The organism is Paenarthrobacter sp. YAF11_1 (genome assembly GCF_052113445.1).
Lineage (GTDB): Bacteria > Actinomycetota > Actinomycetes > Actinomycetales > Micrococcaceae > Arthrobacter.
In genome coordinates, this window is sequence record NZ_JBFRDF010000010.1 from 75,640 (window position 1) to 102,348 (window position 26,709).

The 26,709-nt window shown below is 64.2% G+C and carries 28 protein-coding genes; 18 read left to right on the plus strand and 10 right to left on the minus strand.

Translation table 11 applies throughout. From position 1 onward, the window contains the following. Positions 1-14: 14 nt before the first annotated feature. Together AB4Y77_RS15945 and AB4Y77_RS15950 are read left to right on the plus strand one after the other, a co-directional pair. Positions 15-1,610, plus strand: coding sequence for a dihydrolipoamide acetyltransferase family protein (locus AB4Y77_RS15945; RefSeq protein ID WP_311211966.1), 1,596 nt, complete (start codon positions 15-17; stop codon positions 1,608-1,610). Between the two features lie 100 nt (positions 1,611-1,710). Next, a complete protein-coding gene (locus tag AB4Y77_RS15950; protein ID WP_311212095.1) occupies positions 1,711-2,313 on the plus strand; it encodes a phosphatase PAP2 family protein in 603 nt (200 codons plus the stop codon). Positions 2,314-2,341: 28 nt separating this feature from the next. Here AB4Y77_RS15950 and AB4Y77_RS15955 read toward each other — a convergent pair whose 3' ends face one another. The 3 genes from AB4Y77_RS15955 to AB4Y77_RS15965 form a co-directional block, all read right to left on the minus strand. After that, positions 2,342-2,653, minus strand: coding sequence for a hypothetical protein (locus tag AB4Y77_RS15955; RefSeq protein ID WP_311212096.1), 312 nt, complete (start codon positions 2,651-2,653; stop codon positions 2,342-2,344). A gap of 172 nt (positions 2,654-2,825) precedes the next feature. After that, complete coding sequence (locus AB4Y77_RS15960; protein ID WP_311211967.1) at positions 2,826-3,254, minus strand: universal stress protein; 429 nt, start codon at positions 3,252-3,254, stop codon at positions 2,826-2,828. Continuing rightward, the gene (locus AB4Y77_RS15965) at positions 3,251-4,558 is read right to left on the minus strand and encodes an aminotransferase-like domain-containing protein (protein ID WP_311211968.1); all 1,308 of its coding nucleotides are present in this window, start codon (positions 4,556-4,558) and stop codon (positions 3,251-3,253) included. Before AB4Y77_RS15965 ends, AB4Y77_RS15960 begins: the two co-directional genes overlap by 4 nt. A gap of 111 nt (positions 4,559-4,669) precedes the next feature. On the opposite strand from AB4Y77_RS15965, the gene AB4Y77_RS15970 reads away from it, so the two are divergent. The 3 genes from AB4Y77_RS15970 to AB4Y77_RS15980 all read left to right on the plus strand — a co-directional run bounded on the left by AB4Y77_RS15970 (position 4,670) and on the right by AB4Y77_RS15980 (position 7,167). Further along, on the plus strand, positions 4,670-5,518 hold the full coding sequence (locus AB4Y77_RS15970; RefSeq protein WP_311211969.1) for an isocitrate lyase/PEP mutase family protein: 849 nt from the start codon (positions 4,670-4,672) through the stop codon (positions 5,516-5,518). Positions 5,519-5,615: 97 nt separating this feature from the next. Then, the gene (locus AB4Y77_RS15975; protein ID WP_311211970.1) at positions 5,616-6,647 is read left to right on the plus strand and encodes a hypothetical protein; all 1,032 of its coding nucleotides are present in this window, start codon (positions 5,616-5,618) and stop codon (positions 6,645-6,647) included. Further along, a complete protein-coding gene (locus tag AB4Y77_RS15980; protein ID WP_311211971.1) occupies positions 6,628-7,167 on the plus strand; it encodes a hypothetical protein in 540 nt (179 codons plus the stop codon). Before AB4Y77_RS15975 ends, AB4Y77_RS15980 begins: the two co-directional genes overlap by 20 nt. A gap of 17 nt (positions 7,168-7,184) precedes the next feature. On the opposite strand, the gene AB4Y77_RS15985 is transcribed toward AB4Y77_RS15980, so the two are convergent. The 3 genes from AB4Y77_RS15985 to AB4Y77_RS15995 all read right to left on the minus strand — a co-directional run bounded on the left by AB4Y77_RS15985 (position 7,185) and on the right by AB4Y77_RS15995 (position 9,439). Beyond that, complete coding sequence (locus AB4Y77_RS15985) at positions 7,185-7,670, minus strand: DUF1990 family protein (RefSeq protein ID WP_311211972.1); 486 nt, start codon at positions 7,668-7,670, stop codon at positions 7,185-7,187. A gap of 154 nt (positions 7,671-7,824) precedes the next feature. After that, entirely contained in the window at positions 7,825-8,688 is an 864-nt protein-coding gene (locus tag AB4Y77_RS15990; protein ID WP_311211973.1) for a GerMN domain-containing protein, read from the minus strand. Positions 8,689-8,872: 184 nt separating this feature from the next. Further along, positions 8,873-9,439, minus strand: coding sequence for an NAD(P)H-dependent oxidoreductase (locus tag AB4Y77_RS15995; protein WP_311211974.1), 567 nt, complete (start codon positions 9,437-9,439; stop codon positions 8,873-8,875). Between the two features lie 125 nt (positions 9,440-9,564). Here AB4Y77_RS15995 and AB4Y77_RS16000 point away from each other — a divergent pair, with 125 nt between their 5' ends. The 8 genes from AB4Y77_RS16000 (at position 9,565) to AB4Y77_RS16035 (ending at position 18,284) form a co-directional block, all read left to right on the plus strand. Continuing rightward, a complete protein-coding gene (locus AB4Y77_RS16000; RefSeq protein WP_311211975.1) occupies positions 9,565-10,170 on the plus strand; it encodes a TetR/AcrR family transcriptional regulator in 606 nt (201 codons plus the stop codon). A gap of 360 nt (positions 10,171-10,530) precedes the next feature. Next, positions 10,531-11,514 (plus strand): ABC transporter permease, encoded by a 984-nt coding sequence (locus AB4Y77_RS16005; RefSeq protein ID WP_089596580.1) that lies wholly within the window; start codon positions 10,531-10,533, stop codon positions 11,512-11,514. After that, on the plus strand, positions 11,514-12,476 hold the full coding sequence (locus AB4Y77_RS16010) for an ABC transporter permease (protein WP_442014592.1): 963 nt from the start codon (positions 11,514-11,516) through the stop codon (positions 12,474-12,476). Before AB4Y77_RS16005 ends, AB4Y77_RS16010 begins: the two co-directional genes overlap by 1 nt. Next, positions 12,473-14,638, plus strand: coding sequence for an ABC transporter ATP-binding protein (locus tag AB4Y77_RS16015; RefSeq protein ID WP_311211977.1), 2,166 nt, complete (start codon positions 12,473-12,475; stop codon positions 14,636-14,638). The genes AB4Y77_RS16010 and AB4Y77_RS16015 overlap by 4 nt, the downstream gene beginning before the upstream one ends. Positions 14,639-14,714: 76 nt before the next feature. Continuing rightward, a complete protein-coding gene (locus AB4Y77_RS16020) occupies positions 14,715-16,442 on the plus strand; it encodes an ABC transporter substrate-binding protein (RefSeq protein WP_442014593.1) in 1,728 nt (575 codons plus the stop codon). 257 nt (positions 16,443-16,699) lie between these two features. Next, a complete protein-coding gene (locus AB4Y77_RS16025; protein WP_311211979.1) occupies positions 16,700-16,969 on the plus strand; it encodes a type II toxin-antitoxin system Phd/YefM family antitoxin in 270 nt (89 codons plus the stop codon). Beyond that, a complete protein-coding gene (locus AB4Y77_RS16030; protein ID WP_311211980.1) occupies positions 16,966-17,223 on the plus strand; it encodes a type II toxin-antitoxin system RelE family toxin in 258 nt (85 codons plus the stop codon). Before AB4Y77_RS16025 ends, AB4Y77_RS16030 begins: the two co-directional genes overlap by 4 nt. A gap of 14 nt (positions 17,224-17,237) precedes the next feature. After that, entirely contained in the window at positions 17,238-18,284 is a 1,047-nt protein-coding gene (locus AB4Y77_RS16035; protein ID WP_442014594.1) for a Gfo/Idh/MocA family protein, read from the plus strand. Here AB4Y77_RS16035 and AB4Y77_RS16040 read toward each other — a convergent pair. After that, positions 18,268-18,750 (minus strand): hypothetical protein, encoded by a 483-nt coding sequence (locus AB4Y77_RS16040; RefSeq protein WP_311211982.1) that lies wholly within the window; start codon positions 18,748-18,750, stop codon positions 18,268-18,270. The genes AB4Y77_RS16035 and AB4Y77_RS16040 overlap by 17 nt on opposite strands. 38 nt (positions 18,751-18,788) lie before the next feature. Then, entirely contained in the window at positions 18,789-19,994 is a 1,206-nt protein-coding gene (locus AB4Y77_RS16045) for a WXG100 family type VII secretion target (RefSeq protein ID WP_442014595.1), read from the minus strand. Positions 19,995-20,262: 268 nt separating this feature from the next. Here AB4Y77_RS16045 and AB4Y77_RS16050 point away from each other — a divergent pair, with 268 nt between their 5' ends. The 4 genes from AB4Y77_RS16050 (at position 20,263) to AB4Y77_RS16065 (ending at position 22,556) form a co-directional block, all read left to right on the plus strand. Then, on the plus strand, positions 20,263-20,994 hold the full coding sequence (locus tag AB4Y77_RS16050) for a hypothetical protein (RefSeq protein ID WP_442014596.1): 732 nt from the start codon (positions 20,263-20,265) through the stop codon (positions 20,992-20,994). An 88-nt stretch (positions 20,995-21,082) separates the two neighbouring features. Then, positions 21,083-21,634, plus strand: a complete 552-nt coding sequence (locus AB4Y77_RS16055) for an RNA polymerase sigma factor (protein WP_442014597.1) — start codon at positions 21,083-21,085, stop codon at positions 21,632-21,634. Further along, positions 21,631-22,416 carry a hypothetical protein gene (locus AB4Y77_RS16060; RefSeq protein WP_442014598.1) on the plus strand — a complete coding sequence of 262 codons (786 nt, stop codon included), beginning with the start codon at positions 21,631-21,633 and terminating at the stop codon, positions 22,414-22,416. Before AB4Y77_RS16055 ends, AB4Y77_RS16060 begins: the two co-directional genes overlap by 4 nt. Beyond that, on the plus strand, positions 22,413-22,556 hold the full coding sequence (locus tag AB4Y77_RS16065) for a hypothetical protein (RefSeq protein WP_442014599.1): 144 nt from the start codon (positions 22,413-22,415) through the stop codon (positions 22,554-22,556). Before AB4Y77_RS16060 ends, AB4Y77_RS16065 begins: the two co-directional genes overlap by 4 nt. Positions 22,557-22,639: 83 nt before the next feature. Here the strand turns inward: AB4Y77_RS16065 and ald are convergent, their stop codons facing one another. Further along, positions 22,640-23,758: an alanine dehydrogenase gene (gene ald / locus AB4Y77_RS16070; RefSeq protein WP_089596571.1), complete on the minus strand. Its 1,119-nt coding sequence runs from the start codon at positions 23,756-23,758 to the stop codon at positions 22,640-22,642. A gap of 205 nt (positions 23,759-23,963) precedes the next feature. Here ald and AB4Y77_RS16075 point away from each other — a divergent pair, with 205 nt between their 5' ends. Next, positions 23,964-25,181, plus strand: coding sequence for a PucR family transcriptional regulator (locus tag AB4Y77_RS16075; RefSeq protein ID WP_442014659.1), 1,218 nt, complete (start codon positions 23,964-23,966; stop codon positions 25,179-25,181). Positions 25,182-25,366: 185 nt separating this feature from the next. Here the strand turns inward: AB4Y77_RS16075 and AB4Y77_RS16080 are convergent, their stop codons facing one another. Then, positions 25,367-26,707 (minus strand): hypothetical protein, encoded by a 1,341-nt coding sequence (locus AB4Y77_RS16080; RefSeq protein ID WP_442014600.1) that lies wholly within the window; start codon positions 26,705-26,707, stop codon positions 25,367-25,369. Between the last annotated feature and the right edge of the window lie 2 nt (positions 26,708-26,709).

The window sequence follows — 26,709 nt, forward strand, 5'->3', positions numbered from 1 at the left end:
AATCGAGGACCACTGTGACTGTAAAGAAATTCAACCTGCCGGACGTCGGCGAGGGCCTGACCGAGGCCGAGGTAGTGGCTTGGAAGGTCAAGCCCGGCGACGTCGTAGCGATCAACGATGTCCTGTGCGAGATCGAGACCGCAAAGTCCCTCGTCGAGCTGCCCTCGCCGTTCGCCGGCACAGTCACTGAGTTGCTGGTGGAAGAAGGCATCACGGTGGAGGTTGGCACGGCAATCATCGCTGTTTCCGAAGGTGCCGAAGGCACGGAGGACACAAAGGGTACAGGGGGCGATGCCGCGCCGGCAGCTCCCGCCGTCGAGATGCCGTTGTACGGCAAACTGCCCGCCGATGACGACCACGATGACAACCGTCCAGCCGGAGGTCCGTTGGTAGGTTCGGGACCGAAAGCCGACGCCGTCAAGCGACGCGCGCGAAAGCGTCCGGCGGGTTCGGTTGAGGCAGCCACGGTCGCCGAGAATGCCGAAGGTACAGTTCAGGACCACCAGGCCGTGCTGGAAGCCAAGGCGGCCGAAGCGGCGGTTTCCCACCGCACGACGCCGGCACACACCGCCGTAGCGCCCGTCACCCAGGCGCCGGGCGCCCAGGCCCCTGTCACCCAAGCGCCGGCCCCGCGAGCATCTCAACCCACGGGCACGCCGACGGCTGCTTCCCGAGGTGCTGCCATCAGCGGCACCATCAGTGGCTTGGTGAACAAGGTCCTTGCCAAGCCTCCGGTACGTAAGTTTGCCCGTGATCTTGGCATCGACCTCGCCGATGTCGTGGCCACTGGCCAGCGAGGCGAGGTGACGCGTGAAGACCTGGTGAGCTACCAGGCGCAGCGCGATGCCGAACACGACCAAGCAGACTCGTTCTGGGGCGCCTCCAAGAAGCCACAGGACCAGCGCGTAGAGCGCACGCCGGTCAAGGGCGTACGCAAGGCGACCGCGAAGGCCATGGTTGATTCGGCTTTCTCGGCCCCCCACGTCAGCATTTTTGTGGACGTGGATGCCAGCCGCACCATGGAGTTCGTCAAACGCCTGAAGGTCTCGCGGGACTTCGAAGGCATCAAGGTGTCGCCCTTGCTGATCCTTGCCAAGGCAGTCATCTGGGCCGCCGCCCGCAACCCCAGCGTCAACGCAACGTGGGTGGACAACGCTGACGGGAATGGCAACGCCGAGATCCAGGTCAAGCACTACATGAATCTTGGCATCGCTGCCGCAACGCCGCGTGGCCTCATGGTGCCCAACATCAAGGACGCCCAGGACCTCTCGCTCAAGGAGTTGGCTCTTGCGCTCAACGAGCTGGCTACCAAGGCCCGCGCGGGCAAGACGCAGCCGGCTGAGATGCAGGGCGGAAGCCTGACCATCACCAATATCGGCGCGCTCGGCATTGATACAGGAACGCCGATCATCAACCCGGGCGAGGTTGCCATCATCGCGTTCGGAACCATCAAGCAGAAGCCCTGGGTCCTGGACGGCGAAGTCATTCCCCGCTGGATCACCACGCTGGGCGGTTCCTTCGACCACCGGGTGGTGGACGGCGATCTGTCGGCGCGCTTCATGGCCGATGTTGCAGCCATTCTCGAAGAACCGGCGCTGTTGCTTGACTGACCGGGACGCCTCGCAGGCCCCGGCCACGGTTACATCTTCAGGCGCGGGTCAGGGGACAGTGGTTGCCACTGACCATCCTGGCCACGTGCCCCCTCAACTGGTGACGGGGCCGTGGCGTACGGTTGCCCGCATTCTGACGGAAGTGTTCCAGCCGCCGATTGTGGTGACCGTGCTGTTGCTGGTCAGTCCCGCAATCGAACCCGGTTTTCCGGGCACCATTTGGTTCGGGCTCTTGGCTGCCCTCTTCGTTTGTGTCCTGCCGCTGGCCTACGTGTTGTTGATGGTCAAACTGGGCAGGATCACCGACCACCACGTCAGCGACCGGCGCCAGCGGCCCGCGCTGCTCCTGATGGCCTTGGTGTCAGTGGTGGTTGGCCTGGTGGTGCTGCAACTGATAAATGGTCCGGTCAGCGTCTCGGTGATGATCATCGCGCTCATCGGTGGCATCGGGATTTTGGCGGTGGTCAGCGCCTTCTGGAAGATGAGCGGCCACGCCTCTGCCTTGGCCGCGGCGGCGGTAATTGTCGTCGCGATGTTCGGACCCGCCTGGCTGCCGGTGCTGCTCTTGGTCCCTGCGGTGGGCTGGTCGCGTCTGGTCCTGCGTGCCCATACCCTGGGCCAGGTCATTGTGGGCTCACTGTTTGGTGGCGTGGTGATCGCCGGGCTGTGGTGGTTGCTGCGGGAGTGGATGCTCCAGCGATGAGCACGCCACCCGAGCGTGCCGTCCAGGTTTAGAACGCCGGGTAGCTGACCAGCAACGCCTGAAGTTCGGTGGTGGACATGTTGTTGGCCATCTCCACGCTGATGCCCATGGCAATGGCTGCAATGGTGACCATGGCAACGCAGGCCACGGACAGGAAACGCCAATCCTTGCGGAACACGCTTCCCAGGGTTTCCGGCATCTCAAGGCCCGGAGTGATCATGTTGGGGGCGCTGTCCCAAGAGCCGTCGTCGAGCATCGCGATGATGCGATCATTGCTGCGGTCATAGCGCATGGTGCTGATGTTGTTGCCGTGGCGGGCAAGCAGAATGTCGTGTCCCACGCGCTGGCGCGGCTGCAAAGTAAGCAAGTAAATGATCCCCTGAAGTCGGATATTGGAGGTGGCACGCGCCATTGGGGCATCTCAATTTTATAACGATGACTTCAGGGGGATGGCTCAAAAGACGCCAAACGCCGGGTGAGGCTCCCCACCCGGCGCCGTGATTCAGCTCGCTTTACGGCTGGTCGGTCTTGGCGATGTAGACGTCGCACGGTGCAGTGTGGGCCACGGTGTTGGCCACGCTGCCGAGCACGCGGCCCAGGCCCTGCATGCGCCGGTTCCCCACCACGATGAGCACGGCGTCCTGTATTTCGGCTTCCTTCACCAGGGCTTCGCCGGGCTTGCCGCGCGCTGCGGAGTAGGTGACCTCAAGACCCTCGTGGGACAGCCGTTCCGCCACGGTGCGGGCTACGGTTTCCGCTTCGGCGGCGTCGGACACGATCCACTTGTCGGTGCCGATCTCAACCACCTCGGTGCGGTTGCTGTCGAAAGCACTGACAACGCGCAGGCTGGCTCCGAGGCCGATGGCCAATTGCTGAGCGGCCTGTGCTGCCCTCATTGCCGTCTCGCTGCCGTCTACTCCGACAATCACAACTCCGGTCATTGTGCTGCTCCTTCATTGGTGGCTGTGATGGCTTCTGCCAAAACTGGGGCCAGGCGGCGGACGCCTTCGGCAATCGTATCCGGCGGGACTGCGCTGAACGCCAGGCGGAGCTTGTTGGAGGGGCCGTCGGCCGGCGAGAAGGCTGCGCCGGGGATGAAGACGACGCCGGCGTCGATTGCTTTCGCGAGCAACGGGTACGTGTCCACGCCCTCGGGCAGGGTCACCCACACGAAGAATCCGCCGTCCGGCCGGGTCCACGTGAGGCCCTCCGGCATGTACTCGTCGAGGGCGGAGAGCAAGGCCTCGCACCGCTCTGCATAGAGTTTGCGGTACGTGTCTATCTGGCCCTCCCAGTCGTACTCGCGCAGATATGCCGAGACCAGCATCTGGTTCAGCGGCGGCGGGCAGAGCGTCACGGCCTCGGAGGCCAGGTAGAAGCGACGCTGCAGGTGGGCGGGCACCAGCGCCCAGCCAATCCGAAGACCGGGAGCGAAGATCTTTGAGAAGGAGCCGAGGTAGATGACGTCGTCCGGGTTGGCGGCGCGCATCGGCGCGATGGGGTGGCCGTCGAAACGCAGCAGCCCGTAGGGGTTATCTTCCAGGACGATAATATTCGCTTCGCGGCATATATCGACGATTCGCTGCCTGCGCTCCTCGGCCAGGGTGATTCCGGAGGGATTGTTGAAGTTGGGGATCGTGTAGAGGAACTTGATGTTCTTGCCCTGCGACTGAAGCGCCGCGATCCTGGCCTCAAGAAGCTCAGGCACCAGGCCGTCGTCGTCCATGTTGATCGGCTCCACCTCCACTTGGTACGCCTCGAACGTGTTCAAGGCGCCCACGTAGGTGGGGTTTTCCACCAGGACTACATCGCCGGGGTTGCAGAAGACCTTGGTGGCCACATCCTGTGCCGACTGCGAGCCGGCAGTGATCACCACATTGCCGGGATCGGCGTCGGTAATGCCTTCGGCGGCCATGATCTCGCAGATCTGTCGGCGGAGCTCTTCGGTGCCTTGTCCGCCGCCGTACTGAAGTGCCGTCATCCCCTCTTCGGCGATGATGCGGGCGGCGGTCTGGCCAAGCTTCTCCAGCGGCAGCGACTGCAGATAGGGATTGCCTCCGGCGAGCGAGACAAGGCCCGGCCGCATGGAGATGTCGAAGACGTCCCGGACGGCAGATTGCTTGATGTTTGCGGCGCGCGCGGAGAACAGTTCCTCGTGCGGGTGTGCGGCCGTGGCGGCCCGCTCAATGGCGTCGATGGCTTCAGCGGGCAGCGTTGCGCCGGCATCCAATGTTTCGTGGGTCACAGTCACAGGATACTCCTCGATGTTGCTGATGAGGCAACAGTTGTTTTCGAATCTCCTCCATTTTGGCAGCCCGCGCTTTACGTCGCGATCCGGAAGGGCTGGAATGTAGCTATGACAGCGCACCGGGGATCCGTGACCAAGGCCGAACAGTTCCACAAACTCCATGATGCAGGGCCCGCGCCACTGGTGCTGGTGAACGTGTGGGACGCCGCCTCCGCCCGCGTTGTCCAGGAAGCAGGAGCGACGGCGATTGCCACCTCAAGCTCGGCCGTCTCCTGGAGTCTGGGGTTCCGGGACGGTGACCATGTGCCGTGGGGGCTGGCCATGGCCGCGTTGGGACGGGTGGTTGGCGCTACCACGCTGCCCGTGACCGCGGACATCGAGACGGGCTACGGGCGAACCGATGATGAACTGAGGGCGACCGTCCACGCAGTCCTGGACGAGGGTGCTGTCGGGATAAACATCGAGGACTCCGCCACGGAACCGCTCACCGACATCGACGAGCAATCGCGCCGCATAGCCCTCATCCGCGCCGCGGCCGACGACCGCGGGATTCCACTGTTCATCAATGCCCGCACGGACACGTATCTGTCCGGACAGTTCCCGGATGCGGCTTTCGACGAGACTCTGCGGCGTGCCGAGGCCTATCTCACTGCCGGCGCCGACGGCGTCTTCGTGCCCGGCGTCGTGGACCTGCATGTCCTCCACGAACTCTCCAGCAGGATACCGGCGCCGCTCAACGCGCTGGCGGGGGTGGGTGCGCCGTCGCCGCTGGAACTGCACGACGCCGGCGTCCGTCGCGTCAGTATCGGCGGCAACACCGCCAAAGCCGCCTACGCCAAGGTGGCGAGGGTTGCGAAGGAGATCCTGGGAGATGGCAACTGGGCCGGCCTCGCCGGGACACGCAGCCACGACGAGATGGACGCACTCTTTGCGGAGGGGCCCAAGTACAGCCAGTGAACTGATGCAACGCACGACGGCGGAGCCCGCCTTTAATGTCGGACCTCGCCGATAGCCTCGGATCCGAAGCAAAAGCCACCACGGCAGGGGAGTATGGATGGCACGACGCAGTGTGCAGTTCTGGCGGATCGAACAGCTGAACGGTGACGAGCTCAGCCGTCCCTTTCCGGCGCGCCGGGTGGCGGAGGTCCTGAAGAAAGCCCAGGATTCTGCGACGGACCGGCATTTCACCAGCGTGGACGGGACTGTGTTGCTCGCGCAGGCGGTGGCATCCTCGCCTCATCCTGTGCTGTTGCTGGACCGTGTCCGGGACACCAACCTGCCGAGTGTCGGCGACGCCCTTGGCCGGCGTAAACCACTCCCGCTGGCTCCCGGCGACCACCTCCTGGAGACCACCTATTTCGCGTTCCTGAAAAGGAACGTCATAGCCGTGCTCACCAGCGGCAACGGCCCGCGGGCATCCCGGATGGGGGAGTACCTCGGAGGGATGCTGGGACTGGAACCCACTCTGGTTCCTGTGGTGAGGGAGGATATCGAGGAAATCCTCACCCGGCTTGAAGTGAGCCGTTTCGAATTCGCGCTTCCCGCCGAGCGCCTCTCAGGGAAGCTCATGGAAGGTGAGTGGGCCGACGTCCTGGACAGCGCTTCACGCCTCATGAACGAAGGAACGTTCCGCATTTCCCTGAGCGTGGGCCGGTCCGGGAAGGCGGAGGACAAGCAACGGATCCGGGATCGTATTCAACAACTCATCGACCTCTTCCGCCGGGCCGGGTCCGTGGAGCACTTTGACTACGTGGTGGCAGAGGGCAAGGACTCCCTGACGGGCGACCGTGAAGTGGTTGACCTCCTGAAGGAACGGTTCGTGTCGCACATCGAGGTTGATCCGGACGTGTTCAACGATCCGCAGAAGTCAGTAGCCGAGGCCATAGCCATCCTCAACAAACAAGCCAAGGACAACGAGGCCTTTTTTGCGAGGACCCTGCCGGACGTCAAGGGCTCTGCTGACTCGAGCCTTGTGCCGGATATCGTCGCGGGCGGAATGGCTGCTGTGCGCGAGGCTCTCGTCGCGGCGACACTCGCTGATGAAGCCGCTGCAGGCGGGGAGGGCCATGAGCTTGTACGAGGTTGATATCGAACGCCCCGGACGGCGACGGACCCTGTGGCGGTGGTTCCTGCTGCATCCCACTGCCGACTATCTGTGGGCGGTTCTGGCCGTCCTGATCTGGTGGGGCATCGCCTTGCTGGCGCGTCAGCCGTTGATGCTGGAAGGGGTTGATGCCGGAACCCGGCGAACCCTCTTCCAGACGCTCGCCACCTTGGCCGGCGCCACGGCCGGGCTGACACTCACCAGTGTTTCCATGCTCATCAACGTGTTGGGCAAGAAAGCCGCGCCGGGCCAGCGGGAACTTCCCTTGGAGAAACTATCGGCCACCCATCGTCGCCAGATCGGTGAGGTGTTCCTGTTCGCCATCCCCGGGCTTGGCCTGCTGTTGGTCGCTGCCTTGGTCACCATGGTGCTGGAAGGAGGCGCGCCCACTGGTTTGTGGATTCCCGAGACCGTGGTGTTCGTGCTGGCGTTCGCCTCTGCCCTGGCTTTATTGCGCGTGGCCTGGGCCCTGCGGAGGGTGCTGGCGATCGCTACAGCGTGATGAAGGGGGTGGCTGTCCTAGCGCAGTGCCCGGAGGTATCGTCGCCGCACGCCGTTCTGTAGCAGCAGGAGGGCCGGGTACAGCAGTCGCCATGGTTGCTGCGGAGCCGGCCCTGTCAGCGAACGGATAGTCAGGCTTACCTGGTCCCCACTGCGATGCACAATGAACGCTTCTTCGCCGGAAACGGGATGCCCCGGGAGGGTCCGGTACGCGAAGCCCACCCGGTCCGGCTCTTTCACCACCGAGACCACCTCCACGGGTTCCAGCACCCTGAAACCGAAGAAATGTGCGGTGACCAGCACCCGATCACCCAGAGATACGGGGCTCGGTGAATCGACAGAGAATCCGCTTGCGGTCTTCACACCCCACCGGAGCACCTGCTCCGCGGCGCGTTCCCAGACAGCATCACCGACTCCCATGCTCGGAGATATCACCGCAGTGATCTCCGAGCGGCGGTAGCCCATCGCAGCACTGGGCCAGTCCTGCTCGTCAGGACATGTCATCACGTGTTCCCCCAAAGAGTTGCTCCCCACATCGCGGTACTTTGATGACGCCGAATCACGTCGCCAAGTTACAACAGGTCCCCAAGCTACAACAGCAAGCCGCTCTTCACCGTACCGCTGCTCAACCTGCCAGTTGCAGGCGGCGCCCCACTGCTCACCGTACGCTGAGGGCCTCCGTCAAGGTCCTGCCGTTCACGTAGATCTCCGCCCGCGATGCCCCGCTGGCTGCCACGATGGTCTGCGTTAGTTGTGCTTGGATACGCGGAATGTCGCACACGCCCCCTGGACGCAGTGATCCGCTGAGGTTCACCACTACCGTGGCCCCGCTCATGTAGCCGGACAGGTAGCGCAGCGATGAATCAGCCAAGGCGTCGTAGAGGGCGGCATCGCTGTCCACCGGCATTCCCGCCCCCAGCAGCCGGCCCAGCGCCACGGTCAGTGGATCCCCGGGAACGGCCACGCCGCGGACGGGAACCAGGCTGTCGTTGCAGCCGAACCGCACGCCGCGGGAGCCGCCGTCGTCGATTGCTACGTAGTAGACCGCCGGACCGGAGGCGTCCACGGTCATCACCGTGCCGGTTTCAGCAGGCTCGGGAGCGCTGGTGCCCGGCTCGGGTGAGGGCTCGACGGCGGCACGAGGCTGGGTAGGGGCGGCTGCGGGCGGAGCAGGGGTGGTGGAGGCGCCTGCACTCGGAGCGGGAGCAGCGGGCCCTTGGGACGACAGAGCCGGGGAAGAGGTCACCGGGGCGGGGATCAGCGACGCGGGACCGGCAACGGACGGCGTGCCTGGCGCGGAAGGACTGGAGGCCACCGGGGCGGTGGGCGAAGCGGCAGGTGAACTGACGGAAACCGTGGGCAGAGGTGCCGCGCTTTCAGGTGCGGCTCCTGCAGGACCGCCAGGGACGGTGGTGCAGCCAGCCACCCCCAGGCTGAAGAAGAGGCAGGCAGCCGTGATCGCCGTCGTACTTTTTTGTCCCCGTCCGGCATGCATGACAGCTCCGCGCTCCTGTCCGTCCACCTGTATCTCCAACGTTAGGCCGGGTGGGCGCAACACAACATGCCGCTACGGTGACGGTTCGGACAAGAGTTGGTCACGCTGGGCTGTCCGCAGTCCAGCAGCCCGCAGTCCAGCAGTCCGCGCGGCAGTAACGCGAATGCCCCCGCCCCGCACAAAGCGGAACGGGGGCATTGAAAGCGAAAGACTAGGCTGCTGCTTCTTCGTTCTGGACGGCGGTCAAGGGCTCGAAGATGCCCTTGATCTGCTCTACGACCTCGGCGTCGTCCTTCGGGTGCAGTTCAGCGAAGCGGATCATGGAACCCGGGACGGCCAGCTTGACGTCTTCCAGGACCTTGGCGCCGGCGATGCCGGCGGCCTTGCGGGCCTCGTCCTGGGCCCACACGCCACCGAACTGGCCAAATGCGGTTCCGACGACGGCGGTCGGCTTGCCGGAGAGGGCACCGGCGCCGAACGGGCGGGACAGCCAGTCGATGGCGTTCTTCAGCGATGCGGGCATGGTGCCGTTGTGCTCGGGGGTGACCAGCAGAATGGTGTCGGCGTCGGCTGCTGCGGCGCGGAGTGCGGCTGCTTCGGCGGGGACCTGACCCTCGACGTCGATGTCCTCGTTGTAGAACGGGATGCTGCCCAGCGAGCCGTGGATCTGTACATCAACATTCTCAGGCGCGTTCAGCTGGATGGCTTCGGCGAGCTTCTTATTGTGGGAATCGGCGCGAAGGCTGCCGACGAGGGTAAGAACGGTGCTCTTGGACATGGTGTCTCCTTGTGTCTGGACAGGTGCCTTGCGGAACCCGACCTGCGGTATCTGGGCTTTGGAGCCTTCATCGATACTAAACGGACTATGGTCCGCTTTCTATTCCCGGGGTCTAGAATATTTCTGTGAGCTCCATCCCTCTTCGGCCGGACGTGCCCTTGGGCGCGCCGCACGAGCGCAGCGATGCCGCCCGAAATCGTGAGCGCCTTCTCAGTGCTGCCCGGGACTTGGTGGCAGAGTTCGGTGCTGAAGCACTTACTATGGACGCGCTCGCCTGTAAGGCCCATGTGGGCAAGGGCACCGTCTTCCGCCGGTTCGGCAGCCGGGCGGGGCTCATGATGACCCTCTTGAGCGATTCTGAATCCGAGTTCCAGCAGGGCTTCATGTTCGGGCCGCCACCGCTGGGTCCAGGCGCCGCCGCTAAAGAACGACTGATTGCGTTCGGCGAAGGGCGGATCTACTTCGTCCTGGAAAACGGCGAACTCCTGAAAGCGGCGGGTGCTGCCACCCGCAACAGGTTCGATGTCCCCGCAACCAAGCTCTCTCACCGCCACATGGAGATCTTGCTCCGGGAGGCGGGGATTGCTGATCCCTGGGTCATGGCGATGTCCCTGACCTACGCCTTGGACCCTGAGCGCATTGTGGACGACGTCCGCGTGCGCGGCATTTCACCCACGCGCCTCACGGACTCCTGGCGCGAACTGATCACGCGGCTGCTGCCCGCCGCTTAGCCCACGCGGCTGCTGCCCGCCCGCCGCTTGGGCGCGCGGATGCCCCTGCCCCGCCCTGTTAGCGCCCCCATTGCCGCTACTGCAGGCGCACAAGTGCCTTTGGTGTCGGTAACGTGACGCAGTCTGCACATAACAATCTGGCTGCAGGCGCGAAACTGGACGCGATGAAGCAAAACGTGAAGCAGTTATTGTGGTAGTTTCCTCTTGAATGTGACGCATGCCATACAAGGCTGGTGATCACTGAAGGGGTGCGGGGGACCCAAGGCCCGCTGCGCCAATTCGTAGCTGACGCCGGCCACAGCCGGGAACCGCGGAAGGACGAGCATTGAGTTTTGCCACGATTCGGGGCAGCCGCCCGACATGCTGAAATATCTGATGAAGCGGTCGGGCATCTACCTGATCATGATCTTCCTGACCACAAGCGCCGGCTACTTCCTGGCGGTCTCATCACTCAAGCCCGCAGTTCTTGAGCAAGAGAAAATCCCGCGGCCAACCCCTGAACAGGTCAACGCTTCCTTCCGGGGACTGGGCCTGGACCCGGAGAAGAATGCCTGGGAACGCTACGTCGACTGGCTCGGTGGCATCCTCACACGCTGGGACTGGGGCCGGAGCCCCAACGGCGCGTTCGTCAACGCAGAGTTCGCCGACCGCGTGCTGGTCTCCACCCGCTTGTTCATCGCCTCGATCATCCTCACGCTGATCATCGGCGTCGCCCTCGGTGTTTATTCCGCAGCACGCCAGTACAAGGTGCAGGACCGCGTCATCACGTCCTACAGCTACCTGGTCCACATCCTGCCCGCGCCCATCGCCTACTTCCTGGTGCAGCTCGGAGCCATCAGCATCAACGAGGCCGTTGGGGAGCGCATCTTCTTCGTGACGGGAATTTCGACGCCGGGAATCGACCCCGGCTGGCCGGCTTTCGTTGACATGGTGGCCCACTACGCCGTGCCCACCTTCGCGATGACCATCTTTGGTTGGGCCGGGTACCAGATCGCCCAGAGGCAGTACCTCCTGGACAACGTCAATGCCGACTTTGTCCGCACAGCACGTGCCAAGGGGCTCACCCGCAACCAGGCCATCAGGAAACACGCCCTGCGCGTCTCCTTCATCCCGGTGGCCCAGAGCATCGCGTTCACCATCCCGGCCATCTTCACGGGAGGTTTCTTTGCGGAAGCCATTTTCGCCTGGCCCGGCATCGGACTCTGGAGCATCCAGGCCATCAGCCTTCAGGACGTCAATGTAGCCACCGCCACGCTGGCCTACGGCTCCGTGATCTTCGCGATCGGTGCCATCCTTGCCGACTTCGCCACCACGCTGGTCGATCCACGAGTGAGGGTCCAGTAATGACCAACATCATCGATCCCATTGCGGAAATCGACGAAGCCCGGGTTGGCGACCAAGACGTCATCATCGGCAAGTCCCGCATCATCTTCCGTCGCTTCATGCGGAACCGTACCGCCGTCGCCGGTTTGTTCATCTTCCTGGCGCTGTTTCTCTTCTCGATTTTCGGCGGGTTCCTGACGTCCTGGGACAAGGACACCCTTGATCCGTTGAACATTGGCATGCCGCCGTCACCGGATCACCTGCTGGGCACCACGCAGGCCGGCATCGACCTCATGGCACTGATTGTGGACGGCACGCGAACCTCCATCCTCATCGGCCTCATTGTGGGCGGCGTGTCCGTGCTGATCTCCGCTGTGTACGGCTGCACCATGGCCTTCTTTGGGGGCAAGGTGGATGCCACCATGCTGTTCATCCTCGAAGCACTCATCATGATGCCCGCCATCCTGGTGGTGGCCGTGGCAACCAGCGGCAGCGGTGGCCTGAAGGACCTTCCCAGCTGGCTCCTGCTGGTGGTGGTCCTGCTGTTCTTCAGCTGGATGGGAACTGCCCGCCTGGTGCGCTCGCTGTCCATGTCGCTCATGCAGCGCGACTACGTCAAGGCCGCCAAATACATGGGCGTCCCTTCCCGCCGCATCGTGTGGCGTCACTTGGTTCCGAACATCGGCTCGTTGCTGGTGCTCGACTTCACCCGCGGCATCACCGGCGCCATCCTTGCCGAAGTAGCGTTCTCCTTCATCGGCATCGGCATCAAGCTGCCCGACGTCAGCCTCGGTGTCCTCATTGGGCAGGCCACAGGCCAGGTGTCCTCCTTCCCGTGGATGTTCTGGGTACCGCTGACTGTCATGTTCCTGCTGACCGGTTCGCTGGCCATGATGAACGACGGCCTCCGCGATGCCTTTGACCCCAGCTCCAGTTCCATTGGCCGGGCGAAGACCAAGACCGCAAAGAAGGTCAACAAATGAGCACCAATATTTCCCACACCCCCGCCGAACGCCTCCGCGACGCCGGACTTTACGCACCCGGCGACGCCGTCCTGAGCGTCCGCGACCTCAACGTCCGCTTCAACTCCGAAAACGGTGTGGTCCACGCTGTCCGCGGAGTGGATTTCGACCTCATGCCCGGCAAGACCCTGGGGATCGTGGGCGAGTCCGGCTCCGGCAAGTCCGTCACGTCCATGGCAGTCATGGGGCTCCTTCCCGAAACTGCGGACATCACCGGCTCCGTGCGTTTCAAGGGCAAGGAACTCCTGGGCCTCAGCGACAAAGCCATGTGCAAGCACCGCGGCAGTGACATCGCCATGGTCTTCCAGGACCCGCTGTCCTCGCTCACCCCCGTCTACACGGTGGGCACCCAGATCATTGAGGCGCTGACGGTCCACAACCCCACCATGAGCAAGCAGGCCAAAGAAGCCCGCGCCGTCGACCTTTTGCGCATGGTGGGCATCCCCAGCCCCAAGGATCGGCTGAAGGCCTTCCCGCACGAATTCTCCGGCGGCATGCGCCAGCGCGTCATGATCGCCATCGCGATCGCCAACGATCCGCGGGTACTCATCGCGGATGAACCCACGACGGCGTTGGACGTCACCATCCAGGCGCAGGTGCTGGAAGTCCTGCACACCGCGCAGGAGGAAACCGGCGCCGCCGTCGTCATGATCACCCACGACCTCGGCGTCGTAGCCGGCATGGCCGACGACATCATGGTCATGTACGCGGGCAAGCCGGTGGAAACCGGCACCGTGGAGGACATCTACTACAACCCGCGGATGCCGTACACGCTGGGGCTCCTTGGCGCGGTTCCCCGCATCGACACCGCCACCAAACAGTCACTGGTTCCCATCGAAGGAACGCCACCCAACCTCGCGCTGCCCGTGACGGGCTGCTCCTTTGCGGCCCGCTGCCCCTTGGTCAGCGACGCTTGCCTGCACGGCGAGCCGGAGCTGTTCCCGGTACCTGGTGTTGAAGGTCAGACGCTGGGACACAAGGCAGCCTGCATCAAATCCGAAGAACTTTCCGGTCATGCGGACGCGCACAAGATCTTCCACGCGCCGCCCAAGCCGGTTTCAAAGTTCGACGGCGTCCCTCGCGTCGAGCGCGACAAGGTCCTGGAACTCAAGGACGTGAAGAAGCACTTCCCGCTGCTCAAGGGTGCACTGATCAAGCGACGGATCGGCACGGTCAAGGCCGTGGATGGGCTGAGCTTCGACATCCGCGAGGGCGAGTGCGTCTCGATCGTAGGGGAGTCCGGCTGCGGCAAAACCACCACGCTCCTGGAAATCATGGAGTTCCACCCCGACCAGGTGGGCGAAGTGGTGATCGGCGGCGTCAGCAACAAGGTGGCCACCGATCACAAGACCAAGATGGCCATGCGCAAGGAAATGCAGATGGTTTTCCAGGACCCCACGGGCGCCCTGGATCCGCGTTTCACAGTGTACGAAGTCCTGGCCGAACCGCTGGAAAACCTGGGGATGCCCAAGGCCGCCATCAAGAAACGCATCATGGAGCTCATGAAGCTGGTGGGCCTTCAGCCTGACCACGTGAACCGCTTCCCCAACCAGTTTTCCGGCGGCCAGCGCCAACGCATCGGCATCGCCCGGGCGCTCGCGGTCAATCCGAAGCTGGTGGTCCTGGATGAGCCCGTCTCTGCACTGGACGTGTCCGTCCAGGCCGGCGTCATCAACCTGCTGGACCAACTCCGCGCCGAACTCGGACTCAGCTACCTCATGGTGGCCCACGACCTCTCGGTGGTCCGCCACATTTCTGATCGTGTGGCAGTCATGTACCTCGGCAAGATCGTGGAAACCGGCGACGTGGACGATGTCTTCGATAACCCGCGCCACCCCTACACCAGGGCTTTGCTGTCGGCGATCCCCGTGCCGGACCCCCAACTGGAACGCACCCGTGAGCGCATCATCCTGCAGGGTGACCTGCCCAGCCCGTTGGATGCGCCCAAGGGATGCAATTTCGCCACCCGTTGTCCCGTGTTCGCCGCACTACCTGCCGCAAAGCAGGAGAAGTGCCTTACTCTGGAGCCGCCACTGGCTTCTGAGAAGGAAGGCGCGCAGGACTTCGCATGCTTCTTCCCGGATGGAGAGCTGGATGCCGACATGCTGGTGGTGCATGCCTGACGACATATGAAGCATTGAATACATCCGTGGTCTCAACTCGCAAAGATATTTCAGTCGTAAACACGAAGGGCAAACCATGAAGAAGTACACGACGATTGGCGGCGTGGCGCTCGTAGCAACGCTCATGCTGACCGCTTGCGGCGGGGGAACGCCGTCGGGTCCGGCCTCACAGAAGGCCGAAGAAAGCGGCGGCGACATCAGCAAGCTGATCAGCGTCAACGCCAAGGAAGCAAAAGATCTTGAGCAGGGCGGCACTGTCACCCTGGGCGTGGGCAGCATTGGACCGGACTTCAATGGTTTCTCCAATGTCGGCAACAGCGCGGATACTTCTGCACTGCTGACACCGGTCAACCCGGCTGCCATCAGCAGCGGTGGCATCGGTGGCTGCTGGAAGCTGGACTTCAGCGGCAAGGCTGAGCCCAATAAGGACTTCTGTGAAGAGGTCAAGAGCGAAGTCAAGGATGGCAAGCAGACCATCACCATCAAGGTCAACGAGAAGGCCACTTGGAACGATGGCACGCCCATTGATGTCAAGACGTTCCAAAACACCTGGAACATGTTGAAGGGTGAAGACAAGGCCATCGACATCGTCACGGCAGGCAATTACGCCTTCGTTGACTCGGTCGAGGCCGGCGCCAATGACAAGGAAGTCATTGTCACCACCACCCAGCCGGTCTACCCGCTGGACTCCCTCTTCTTCGGATTGATCCACCCGGCCAACAACTCCGCGGAGACCTTCAACACCGGTTTCGCGGGCAACATGCACCCGGAGTGGATGGCCGGTCCGTTCAAGGTGGAAAACTACGACACCACCGCCAAGACCGTCACCATGGTTCCGAACGAGAAGTGGTGGGGCCAGAAGCCGGTCCTTGAGAAGGTCATCTGGCGCCAGATGGAGCCCAGTGCAACCATCGCCGCTTTCAAGAACGGCGAAATCGACGCAGCCAACGGCCGCACCCTGGGCCGCTACAAGCAGCTCGAAGGGACCACCAACTCCGAGATCCGTCGTGGCCAGCGCCTGTTCGCAGGTGGCTTGAACCTGAACGCCAAGCGCCCCGCCCTCACCGACGTTGCCGTGCGTAAGGCGATCTTCACCGCCGTCGACCGCAAGGCCATCCGCGATGTCCGCTTCAATGGCCTGAACTGGTCCGAAGAGAGCTCGGGCTCCATGATGCTCATGCCGTTCTCCGAGTACTACCAGGACAACTACCCCGTGAAGGACACCGGCGCTGAGGCCGCCAAGAAGGTCCTGACCGACGCCGGCTACACGGCCAACGACAAGGGCATCATGGCGAAGGATGGCGTCCCTGTCTCCTTCAAGATCACCAACTTCGGTGATGATCCCACCGCAGCGGCAACCACCCAGACCCTGCAGAAGCAGCTCCAGGCCGCCGGCATGGATGTGTCCATCGACCAGCGCGGCGACGCTGACTTCGGCAAGGTTATTGGCTCCCGCGAGTTCGATGTGACCATCTCCGGTTACACCGTGGGCCCGGATGCTACCGACGCTGTGAAGCAGTACTACGACTCCGAGACGAACGAAAACGGCCTCGGCGACGCCGAACTCGACGCTGAAATCAAGCGGCTTTCAAGCATCGCGGATGACGCCGAGCGCAACAAGGCCGCCATGGAGGTCGAGAAGAAGCACATGGAGAAGTACTTCTCCATGGGCGTCGTGATGAACGGCCCGGAGATCCAGTTCGTGCGCAAGGGTCTGGCCAACTACGGCCCGTCCCTGTTCCAGAGCCTCTCCAACGTTCCGGATTGGACCACCATCGGCTGGGAAAAGGGCGCCAAGAAGTAGCCCTCCCGCTGTAGTTTTCCAAGGTGTAGTTTCCTGAAGGCCGGGAACGTCCCTGAATCCCTTGATGGGTTCGGGGAAGTTCCCGGCCTTCGCCGTCCCCAACCCTCGTTCACGTCCCGCGTGCTTGGGCACCACCCTCGCTGACATCCCGCGTGCTTGGGCCCCACCCTCGCTGGCATCCCGCTCCAAACGACACCATCTGGGGCCCTGAGATGTACAAGATGTACGTAAAGTACATTAACGACTAGAGTTGGCATATGGGAACCGCAGATTACGTGGTGAGTGTTGCCGACCTCCGCGTACACCTTTCAGATACCATCAACCGCGCCGCATACGGACACGAGCGGATCAGCATCACGCGCCGCGGTAAAGTCGCCGCCGTGCTCATCAGCGCTGAAGACCTCGAGCGGCTTGAACGGCTCGAAGATGAGGCAGACCTTAGAGCGCTTCAGACCGCGAAAGCGGAAGATGATGGTGCCAGGGTCAGTCTCAATGATCTGCTGGAGGAAAATGGCATCACCCGGTGAGCCGATACCGGGTGGAGTTCAGCACGGCGGCGGCCAAACAGATTCGGAAGCTTGATGCTCCGGTCCGCCGCAAGATTCTTCTGGCCATTGCCGAGTTGGAACTGTACCCACGTCCAGTCGGAGTCAGGAAGCTTTCCGCAGAGTCGAATGCCTGGCGAATTCGTGTTGGTGACTTCAGGGTCCTCTACGAGATCCATGATGGTGAACTCATCGTCATCATCTTCCGTGCCGCCCATCGTCGCGAGGTCTACTGATCTAGCCTAGGGTCATGACTTCCCAGCCGATCCGTACCGCCGTCGCAGGCTTTGGCCTTTCGGGCAGCGTGTTCCACGCGCCGTACATCGCCAGCAACCCCGCCTATTCGCTTGCCGTCATCTCCACTTCGGATGAGGCGCGCCAAGCAAAGGCCAAGGACCGCTACCCGCAGGCCACCATCGTCAGCACTCCGGCGGACATCCTGGCGCTGTCGGACCAACTGGACCTCATCGTGCTGGGCACCCCGCCCGCAACCCACTACGCACTCGCGAAAGCCGCGCTGGAAGCCGGACTCGACGTCGTCGTCGATAAACCGTTCGTAGTTCACAGTGCCCAGGGTGAGGAACTGATCCATCTGGCGGCGAATCTGGGCCGTGTCCTGACGGTCTACCAAAACCGGCGCTGGGACGGCGACTCGCTCACCGTCAGGAAACTGCTCGACGCCGGAACGCTGGGGACCGTGACCAGGTTTGAGGTGGGCATGGAGCGCTGGGCGCCGGAGATCGCCAAAGCCTGGAAAGCCAGTGCCGCGGCGGAAGACGGCGGCGGTGTAATGTTCGACCTCGGCACCCACGTACTGGACCTGTGCCTGCAGTTCTTTGGTCCAGCTACCGTCACCTACGCGGAAATCCAGGCCCGCCGTCCCCAGGAAAGCGTCGACGACGATGTCTTCCTGGCACTCCGGCACCAGTCCGGCGTGGTCAGCCATGTCACCATCAACCTGACCAGCCACCTGCACGGCCCGCGCTTCCGCATCCTGGGTAGCGAGGGCGGCTTCGTGAAGTTCGGCACCGACCCCCAGGAGCCCTATGTGCTGGGCGGCGGGCTCCCTACGGACGCGGGGTACGGCGTCGAACCTGCCGAAAACCATGGCACGTTGGAACTGAACGGTCAGCGCATCGAGGTCCCCACAGAACGCGGCGCCTACCCAGAGTTCTACCGGATTCTGGCGGACAAGCTCGACGACGGCGGCGCGGCCTCCGCGCTTCCCTTACCTGTGGATCCGGCCGGCTCCGTTGCGGTGCTGAAGCTGATTGAGCAGGCTAGGACGCTGGCGTAACGTCTGCGCTGGCAACCAGCGAGTAGATGGCCTTGAGGTCGTCGTTGCCTTCGGTGGGTTGGCAGCTGCCCGTCAGCTGGACGATATCCGCAGCGGTTTCCTGGTGAACTACCGTGACGGCGGTGAACTGGGCCAGGGAGCCGGCCTGGGGGTGTGTGTACCGCGCCTCGCGTACGTGCCAATCCCGGCCATTGATCACTACAGGCTCCGTGCCCAGCAGAACGGCATCCGGCAATGCGTCCAGGAACGAGTCCACGGACGCAGCAATGTCCTGGAGCTGGTAGCCGGGCAAGCGGCGCGACACGGTGATGACCACGTTTGCGGTGTAGCTGCCCTCGGCTGCCGGGGCCATCATGGCTCCTACGGCGTCGGGGACCACATGCTGGGACCATCCCGCCGGCGCGTTGAGTTTGATGGTGGGGTAGGCGGGGAACGCGGCGGACGGGAAAACCTGGTGCGATGTCATGGGAGCCCTTTCGGAGCGCTGTCAGTCAGTTCGGGAGGCTATTTGTTGAGGAAGTCGACGAACCCGGTCACGGAATCCACGAACCCGGACGGGCTGATGGTGATCTGGCCACCGGCGCCCAGGCCCAGTTCCGCGGTGAGCTTGGCACCCGCGCCGAGGGTGAGCCCGTCTTCGTCCATGGAAGCCGTGAAGAAGTGACCCTCGCCAGCTCCGGCGGCCACCGTTGCGTTGAGCGTCAGTGTCTGGCCCAAAACCTCGACATACCGGCTCCCGGTCAGTTCCGCTCCGGCTCCGGCGCTGAAGGCTGTACCGGTGGTCTCGCGGCCCTTGACGCTGACTTCACCTTCGCCCGCGCTTGCCCAGGCACCAGCGCGCAATTCTCCGCCCTGCCCTAGGGAAAACAAGCCGCCAGCGAACTCGGTCTTGTTATCCATAGTGACCTTCTGGCCAGCGAAACCCTCACCGCCCGCAGAGAACAGGAACGGGCTGCTGGCATTGGCGTGGGCGCTGGCCTCCACTCCGGTCATCATTCGCGTGGTGGCGGTGTTGGTGACCCAGCCGTCGAAGAAGTCGGATCGTGTGGTGGTCACGTTCTCTGCGCCTGCGAACGCTTCGCCGGTGGCATGGGCGTTGGGAAGTCCGAGCCCGAACGGCACGCTGGCCCCGTACTCGCCTTCGGCGCGCGCACCGACAAAGGTTTCGTTGGTGACCGTCGTCTTGACAGGCCCGAATTCTGAGCTCGCCTTCCAGGTCATGTCACCACCAGTGGAAGCTTCGCCGGAGCCACCGACGTCGATGCCGGCCGGACCTATGGATCCGTGCGTTTCGCCCGATGCTTTACTGTCGAAGGAGCCGTTGCCTTCAACCGTGACGGGACCGTATGTGGTGGGATCAAAAGTGAACTCCAGCGGACCCGGGGTTGTCCTGCCCGACCCGCCGGAAGGGCCTCCCCTGGATCCGCCACCCGAACCACCCAGGGATGCCTGCTCCTGTTGCTCCGCGTTGAGCTTCAGGGCGCGGGCATTGGTCCGCAAGCAAACAGCTGCGGCGCCAAGCCGTCCGTGGAGGTCGCTCTGCCACCTGCTGCGGAACTGCTCGGCGTCATTGCCTCGCCAATAAGTTCCGTTCTGAATCATTGCGGTGAGTTCCCGTTGAAGACTCGTGATCTTCTCGGCCTCAGCATCCATTACGGCCGATAAACGCCGAAGATCTCCGACGTCGGCGCCCACCAATCCCTGTCCCATCACGCATCCCCTGAACGTAGCGACATCAAAATACCTGGGACCAGTCTTGGCGCCAGGTGTCTCCCGAGCATAGTTGTCCGGGAACAGGGCTGCCATGGGGAGAACTACCGGGGGTGGATAACTCCCTCCGGAAAATTTCGGCCACCTGCGTAACCTCGCTGCAGCCGTGAACGATGTAAGGGGAGTGCGGGCCACGTCCGCACGCTGATCATCCGGCCGCGACCCAACCGCTGCCGGGGCAATCCCAAGAATTTTGTCGGAGGGTTTTATGTCCTTGTTCACTGTCCTCGCCACCAGCAAAGTCGCCGCGGGCGTCCTGGCCGCCGGAGCTGTAGCTGCCGGTGGAACCGGTGTAGCTGCCTTCAATGGTGCGCTTCCCACCGGAATCCAACAGACCGCACATGACCTCGTTGGCGCACCTGCTCCGGTTGACGGTACGGCCGCTGAAGCAGCCGACGCCGCCCGGACCGCCACCACCAAGGCGGCTGACGCCGTCGGGACCGCGCAGGCAAAGGCAACCGAAGCCGCCGAAGCCGGCCAGGCAAAGGCGGCCGACGCTGTTTCCGATGCGAAGGCCTCGGCCAACGACGCCGCGTCCCCGGAGGCTTTCGGTCTGTGCACCGCGTTCCTCAACGGCGGCCTGAAGTCTGATGCCAAGGTCCCGGGCTTTGAGTCCTTGACCATTGCCGCGGGTGGCGAGGCGAAGGTGGAAGCGCACTGCGAGGCAGTGGTTGATGCCGGCAAGGCCGCCGACGCGAAGGCGAACGGTTCGGCCCAGGCAGACGCCGACGCCGATGCTTCCGTGACGTCTGAACTTCCGGCAACGCCGGCGGTCCCGGCCGTCCCCGCCAAGCCTGCCGTCCCGGCGACGCCTGCCGTGCCGGCAACCCCCGCAGTCCCGGCGACGCCTGCTGATCCGGCCCTCCCGTCGCAGGTTCCGAGCGGCGCTCCGGCGGATGTTCCGGCGGCACCGGGCGCACCCCTCGATTCTGTCCGCTAACCACGCAGCGGCTACGGTTTAACGGCGGGGTTCCTTGGCTTAGGGCAAGGAACCCCGCCCTCGTAACGTGGGATGGAGGCGTCCACGGGTGCTTGACCCTTTAGCTGACGAATACGTGCAGGCGGACCAGGATGACCCCGCGCTGCTCTTTACGGCTGCCTACAACAGCTTTTCCGGGCCGGTCTTTGGCTACCTCCGCGCCCGGGGTGTGGACGACCCCGAAGCCGTCACCCAGGACGTGTTCCTGGCTCTGTACCCAAAGCTTGAAACCCTCCACGGCGGCCTCCAGGGTGCCAAGACACTGCTGTTCTCCATTGCCCACGCCCGGATGGTGGACCACTACCGCAAACGCGAACGCACGCCTGACTCCACGCCTTACGAGTCGGAACTGGATTCGCGACGTGCGCCGTCGGCGGAAGACCAGGCCTTCGGTCGGGCCTCCGGTTTGGGAGTCACGGAACTCTTGAACGACCTCGCGCACGACTACCGGGAGGTCCTGGCATTACGAGTCATTGCCGACCTGTCCGTGGAAGAAACAGCGGACATCATGGGCAAATCCCAAGGCGCCGTGAAGCAGTTGCAGCGCCGGGCCTTGGGCGCACTGAAGAAGCGGGCACAACGAACGAACGGCACATCATGAGCGAACACTTTCCGTCCCGCGGACGCAGGCACCAGCAGGCAGTCGACCGTTTCCTGGCCGACTCCGGCCTGGAGGGAGACGCCGAACTCCGCACAGAACTGCTGGAACTCCGTTCGCTGGCCGACACTGTCCCCGTGCCGTCCGAGGCAGTTCGCGCGCTCATGGTCAGCGCCCAGGGTGCAGTCACCCAGCAGATCACGACGACGGATGGTCCCGCTGCGTCGTCGGGCGCACCGACGGCGGTACTCGCCATGGTCGGTGACCCTGCACGTCTGAAGGGCCCGACGCCGGCGGTTGACCCGACGCCGCCGGTTGAACCGGCGCCGGCCGGAGACCCAGCCCATGGGGGCGCCCTCCCTGCCGACGAACTTGCTGCGCGGCGACGGACGAAGCGTCGCACGGCCATTGCCGGCCTCGCCGTCGTGGTGTCCTTGGCCGGCGGTGCAACTGCTGCGGCCGCGTCCGACGGCGGAATCCCGGGTGCCGTCCAGCATCTTGGCGCGGCCATCGGCTCAGTGGTCTCGCAGTTCACTCCTGGTTCCGGCAACGCTCCGCAGCAGGGTGGCCCCGCCGGTTCCACTCCGGTGCCGACTGTTGAGGAGACGCCCGCAGTTCCCGACCGGAGCCAGCCCGCCCCGGCACCCGCTGCCCCTCGTCCAAGCGGCAAGCCCGGGACGGATTCCCTTCCGCAGCCCGGCGGAGGAGCGTCGCCTCAAATCCCAAGGATCCCTCACCCCACGAACCCGGGAACGGCGGCATCCCCACGCCGGTGGTTCCTGTGACGCCGCCGGGGATCGACCAGCCGGGGATCGACCCCTCGCGGATCGATCCGGCGGAGCTCCGCCCGTCGGACATCCCCGTGACTGTTCCCACCCACGTGGTTCCCTCACCGCCAGCCAACCCCGATATCCCCGCGAAGTGACACTTAATGCCAATGTTCGTCAGAAACATTGGCATTAAGTGTCACCTCGGCGCGGGTTAAACCACGACGGCGGGCGTGGGGTCCTAAGCGGAAACCAGGCTGTGCCAGTCGGTGACGAGGGGCAGGTTGTGCGCCTCGGAAACGGAGTGGTGTGCCACGTGGCCTGCGGCGATGTTGAGGCCGGCAGCCAGCGCGGGATCGCGGTCGAAGGCGGCCTTGACGCCCAGGTTGGCCAATGCCACGGCGTAGCGCAGGGTGACGTTGGTCAGTGCGTATGTGGAGGTGTTCGGAACAGCGCCAGGCATGTTGGCAACGCAGTAGAAGATCGAGTTGTGGACCTTGTACGTCGGTTCCTGGTGGGTGGTGGGGTGCGTGTCCTCGAAGCAGCCGCCCTGGTCAACAGCGATGTCCACCAGGACCGAGCCCGGCTTCATGCGGGCAACGAGCTCGTTGGTGACCAACTTGGGAGCCTTGGCGCCCGGGATCAGGACGGAGCCGATCACGAGATCTGCGTCGATGACTGACTTCTCGATCTCGTAGGCGTTGGAGGCAACGGTCTTCAGGCGGCCCTGGTAGAGGGCGTCGAGTTCACGCAGCCTGTTGATGTTGATGTCCATGATGGTGACATCAGCACCGAGGCCCAGCGCCATGGCAGCTGCGTTGGTTCCTGCAACGCCGGCGCCGAGGACAACAACCTTGGCCGGGCGGACACCCGGTACGCCGCCCAGGAGGACGCCCTTGCCGCCGGCGGGAGCCATCAGCGAGGAAGCGCCGACCACGACCGAGAGGCGGCCTGCGACCTCGGACATGGGGGCGAGCAGCGGTAGGGTGCGGCCTTCCTGCACGGTTTCGTAGGCGATGGCCGTGACGCCGGAGTTGATGAGCTCGGCGGTGAGCTCGGGCTCTGCGGCAAGGTGCAGGTAGGTGAAGAGGATGAGGCCCTTGCGGAAGCGGTGGTACTCGGCCGCGATGGGTTCCTTGACCTTCATGACCATGTCCGCACGGCCCCAGACGTCGTCAGCGTCGTTGACGATTTCGGCGCCGGCGATCGAGTATTCCTCGTCGGTGATGCCCGAGCCGAGGCCTGCGCCGCGCTCAACCAGAACGGTATGTCCGTGGGTGCGGAACTCGTGGACACCTGCGGCCGTGATGGCTACGCGGAATTCGTTGTTCTTGATTTCTTTGGGGACGCCGATGATCATCTGTGGGCTCCATCGTTAGCGGCCTCTTCGGCCGAAAATGTGTTGCGGGCTGTGATTCCAGAATAGATCCGGCTGTGAGGCAGGCGACATGCATTTGACCGCGAGCAGATGGAAAAGCCCCGGAAATTCAACGATCTTCCTCACAAAGGCTCGACATTTGTCGAGTGATGGAGCGTCAGGTGTCGCCTGCTGTTGGTACGCTTTCCTGATGCAGCAGGACGTGGAACAGATCGTTGAACGCGTGGCGTTGAAGCTGAGCCGCGGACTGTCCCTGGAAGACCTCGACGGCGTCCTCCTCGCCTACAGCTCCAACCAGTCGCACGCCGACCGCGTCCGCGTGAACTTTCTCCTCAGCAAGCGTGTCCCCAGCGACGTCAGTGTGTGGCAACTGTCCCACGGCATCGCCACGGCGGTGCGTCCCGTCGTCGTTCCCGCCAATGAGGAACTCGGCATGTTGGGCCGCGTCTGCGTGCCGCTCCTGGTGCGCGGCTTCCGCGTGGGCTACTTGTGGGTCCAGTTGGACGTTGAAGAGCAAAGTGCGACGGCGATACTCGCCGAGTTGCCCGGCGTGCGTGACGAGCTGGACCTGTTGGCGGGGTTGCTCCTTGATTCCAACACCGCAGAATCGGAGTTCCGGCGCAGGCGTGAGCAGGAGTTCCTCTCGGCCTGCAGCGGCGAATCGAATGCCGTGGCGGCCGTGGCCGGGTGGAAGGAAATCCAAGGCCGGGGTCCATGGCAACTGGTGACCATCCTGGACGCGGAAGGTGCGAGGTCCGACGTCGATCCCCTTGCCGCAACCCTGACCCACCGTTCAGCCGCGCTGCAGTCCACCATCGGCGTCAACGCTGCGTTGTTCAGCGCCGGAACGGAGACGCATTCGGTGGTCCTGTTTCGCGAGTCCGGTGGCCGGGCAGACCACGCCCAGGTGCTGGTCCACTATCAACTGGAACTCGCCAAACGCGCGGGCCGCAAAGTGGACCGGGTGATCCTGGGCATCAGCGAGCCGTTCCACGTGATCCGGCAGCTCTCAGGAGCGTACCGGCAGTCCAAAGTTGCGGCGCAGGCTGCCGCGGTCGATCGACCCCTCGGCGAGCTCGTGGACAGCCGGGCCGTAGGCGTCTATCAGCTCTTCGACCGCCTGCTGGCACCCGGAGGCTGGGATGACACCGGTTCCGTGCACTTCCGAACGCTGGAGGACCAGGACAAGAACGGCGAACTCCTGCCCGTCCTGGAACTCCTCTATGACAGTGATGGTTCCGTCCAGGACGTCGCGGCCAAACTCCACCTCCACAGGAGCAGCATCTACAACCGGCTCGGCCGGATCCGACAACTCATCGGCGCTGACCCGTTGAGCGGAGCGATCCGCCTCGAACTGCACGCTGCCTTGAAGGCCCGCCGCTGGGCAGGCCGGCCACGGATCTAGATTGGAAAGAAGAAAAGGCAGGCACCCTGGGGGTGCCTGCCCTTTTCGCAGGGTCTTGCTTTAGGAACGCCTCAGCCGCTGGCAGCTCCAACGGCCCAATCGGCGTCGGAACGTGGCCGTCCGGCTGCTGCTGCAGTACCGGCTGTGCCATCCCACGTGCGTGGTGGTGCGCGGCAAGCGCGTGCTCATTTGAGGGCGTCCTTTGCCGCGTTAAGGATCTCTTCGAGTGCCGTCTCGGTGGGCTGCGGCGCGGTGGCCGCGCTGGGCTTGCCCGTGGGCTTGGGTTTGGTGGTCTGTGTGGGAGTCCCCGTCGGGGTGGGGGTAGGAGTGGGAGTGGGCGTGACCGTCGGCGTGGTTGTGGGCGTCGGCGTCGTGGGTGGCGTGGTGATCGTGTCCGACGGCACCTCACTGGGTGCAGGCGCAGGCTGGGTGGGGACCGGGCTGGCGGTGCTGGGTGCCGCGGCGATGGTTGACGGCACTGCGGACGGGACCCAGACGGGGTCGGCCAAGGAGACTTTCGGGGTGGGAACGGACGACGGCGACACAGGTGCGGGCGCCTCCGGAATCGTGGCCGGCTGGCCGGCTGCCGACGTCGCTGCAGCTGACGCGGAGGGTGACGAGGCCGTCGAGTAGGAGGCGCTGGGTGCGGGTGCCGCTGTGCCCGAATTTCGATCGGCGGCGTTGGCTTCCTGGGAAGGCGTCTCCTGGCCGAAGAACGGCAGCTCGAGGGCCTGCCCCAAGGTCCCGGCTGTCAGGACCAGGCCGAGGGCGCCAGCCACCACGGCCATGCGCTGGCTCATGTGCTTGACAGACGCAGCTTTACGCAGGACCGCCTGGGTTTCCCGGCCAAGGGACGATCCGCCCATTCCCGGCCTGGAAGAACTGGGAGCGACCGACTGCTTTCGAACGTCCTTGCGGCTTGCCAGTGAAGCCGACGCTGTGGCGGCCGCAGCAACTTGCGCCGGGGATGTGCCCCGCGGTGAAACGGGTGCGGCAGCCGGCTCGTGGCGGGCGCCCACAACAGGAATGGCGGCGGTGGCAGGTTGGGACGCGGCAGGCTGAGGCGTTGTCGGCTGCTCGGAATCCTCCTGCTCGGAACGTGACGCCTGAACAATCGGAATGGCCGAGGTAGGAGGCCCCGGCGTGGTGGAAGCCGGAGCTGCAGCCTGTGCGGCCTCCACGACCGGAATGGCCGCGGTTGCCGGCTCGGCAGCTTCGGAGGGCTCTCCTGTTGCGGATGCAGCTGGCTCGGCCTCGGACGACGCCGGGGCGGCGGGCGCGATCACAGCCAGGGTTGCCCGCTCCCGCTCGGCCGCGCGCGCGGCCGCTCGCGTGATGGGTGTCGCGACGGTGGGAAGGGCCGCAGTGGCGGCCTCCGGCGTCGTGCTTGTCGTTCCGGGTGCGGCAGCAGTGTCTGCCTGCACGCTGATGGGGGATCCGCTGGGTTGGGCCCGACGGCGTCCGGTTGGCTTGGTGCGCTCGCGTTCAGTCTCGGCGCGGCGCGGCTGATCCATGGTTGGGGACATGG

Bases quoted from the DNA above. Each gene is read 5' to 3' on its own strand.
- AB4Y77_RS15960 (WP_311211967.1), bottom strand. From the start codon at position 3,254: ATGACCGGAGTTGTGATTGTCGGAGTAGACGGCAGCGAGACGGCAATG.
- AB4Y77_RS15970 (WP_311211969.1), top strand. From the start codon at position 4,670: ATGACAGCGCACCGGGGATCCGTGACCAAGGCCGAACAGTTCCACAAA.
- AB4Y77_RS15975 (WP_311211970.1), top strand. From the start codon at position 5,616: ATGGCACGACGCAGTGTGCAGTTCTGGCGGATCGAACAGCTGAACGGT.
- AB4Y77_RS15980 (WP_311211971.1), top strand. From the start codon at position 6,628: ATGAGCTTGTACGAGGTTGATATCGAACGCCCCGGACGGCGACGGACC.
- AB4Y77_RS15985 (WP_311211972.1), bottom strand. From the start codon at position 7,670: ATGACATGTCCTGACGAGCAGGACTGGCCCAGTGCTGCGATGGGCTAC.
- AB4Y77_RS15995 (WP_311211974.1), bottom strand. From the start codon at position 9,439: ATGTCCAAGAGCACCGTTCTTACCCTCGTCGGCAGCCTTCGCGCCGAT.
- AB4Y77_RS16005 (WP_089596580.1), top strand. From the start codon at position 10,531: ATGCTGAAATATCTGATGAAGCGGTCGGGCATCTACCTGATCATGATC.
- AB4Y77_RS16010 (WP_442014592.1), top strand. From the start codon at position 11,514: ATGACCAACATCATCGATCCCATTGCGGAAATCGACGAAGCCCGGGTT.
- AB4Y77_RS16015 (WP_311211977.1), top strand. From the start codon at position 12,473: ATGAGCACCAATATTTCCCACACCCCCGCCGAACGCCTCCGCGACGCC.
- AB4Y77_RS16020 (WP_442014593.1), top strand. From the start codon at position 14,715: ATGAAGAAGTACACGACGATTGGCGGCGTGGCGCTCGTAGCAACGCTC.
- AB4Y77_RS16025 (WP_311211979.1), top strand. From the start codon at position 16,700: ATGGGAACCGCAGATTACGTGGTGAGTGTTGCCGACCTCCGCGTACAC.
- AB4Y77_RS16035 (WP_442014594.1), top strand. From the start codon at position 17,238: ATGACTTCCCAGCCGATCCGTACCGCCGTCGCAGGCTTTGGCCTTTCG.
- AB4Y77_RS16040 (WP_311211982.1), bottom strand. From the start codon at position 18,750: ATGACATCGCACCAGGTTTTCCCGTCCGCCGCGTTCCCCGCCTACCCC.
- AB4Y77_RS16045 (WP_442014595.1), bottom strand. From the start codon at position 19,994: ATGGGACAGGGATTGGTGGGCGCCGACGTCGGAGATCTTCGGCGTTTA.
- AB4Y77_RS16050 (WP_442014596.1), top strand. From the start codon at position 20,263: ATGTCCTTGTTCACTGTCCTCGCCACCAGCAAAGTCGCCGCGGGCGTC.
- AB4Y77_RS16060 (WP_442014598.1), top strand. From the start codon at position 21,631: ATGAGCGAACACTTTCCGTCCCGCGGACGCAGGCACCAGCAGGCAGTC.
- ald (WP_089596571.1), bottom strand. From the start codon at position 23,758: ATGATCATCGGCGTCCCCAAAGAAATCAAGAACAACGAATTCCGCGTA.
- AB4Y77_RS16080 (WP_442014600.1), bottom strand. From the start codon at position 26,707: ATGTCCCCAACCATGGATCAGCCGCGCCGCGCCGAGACTGAACGCGAG.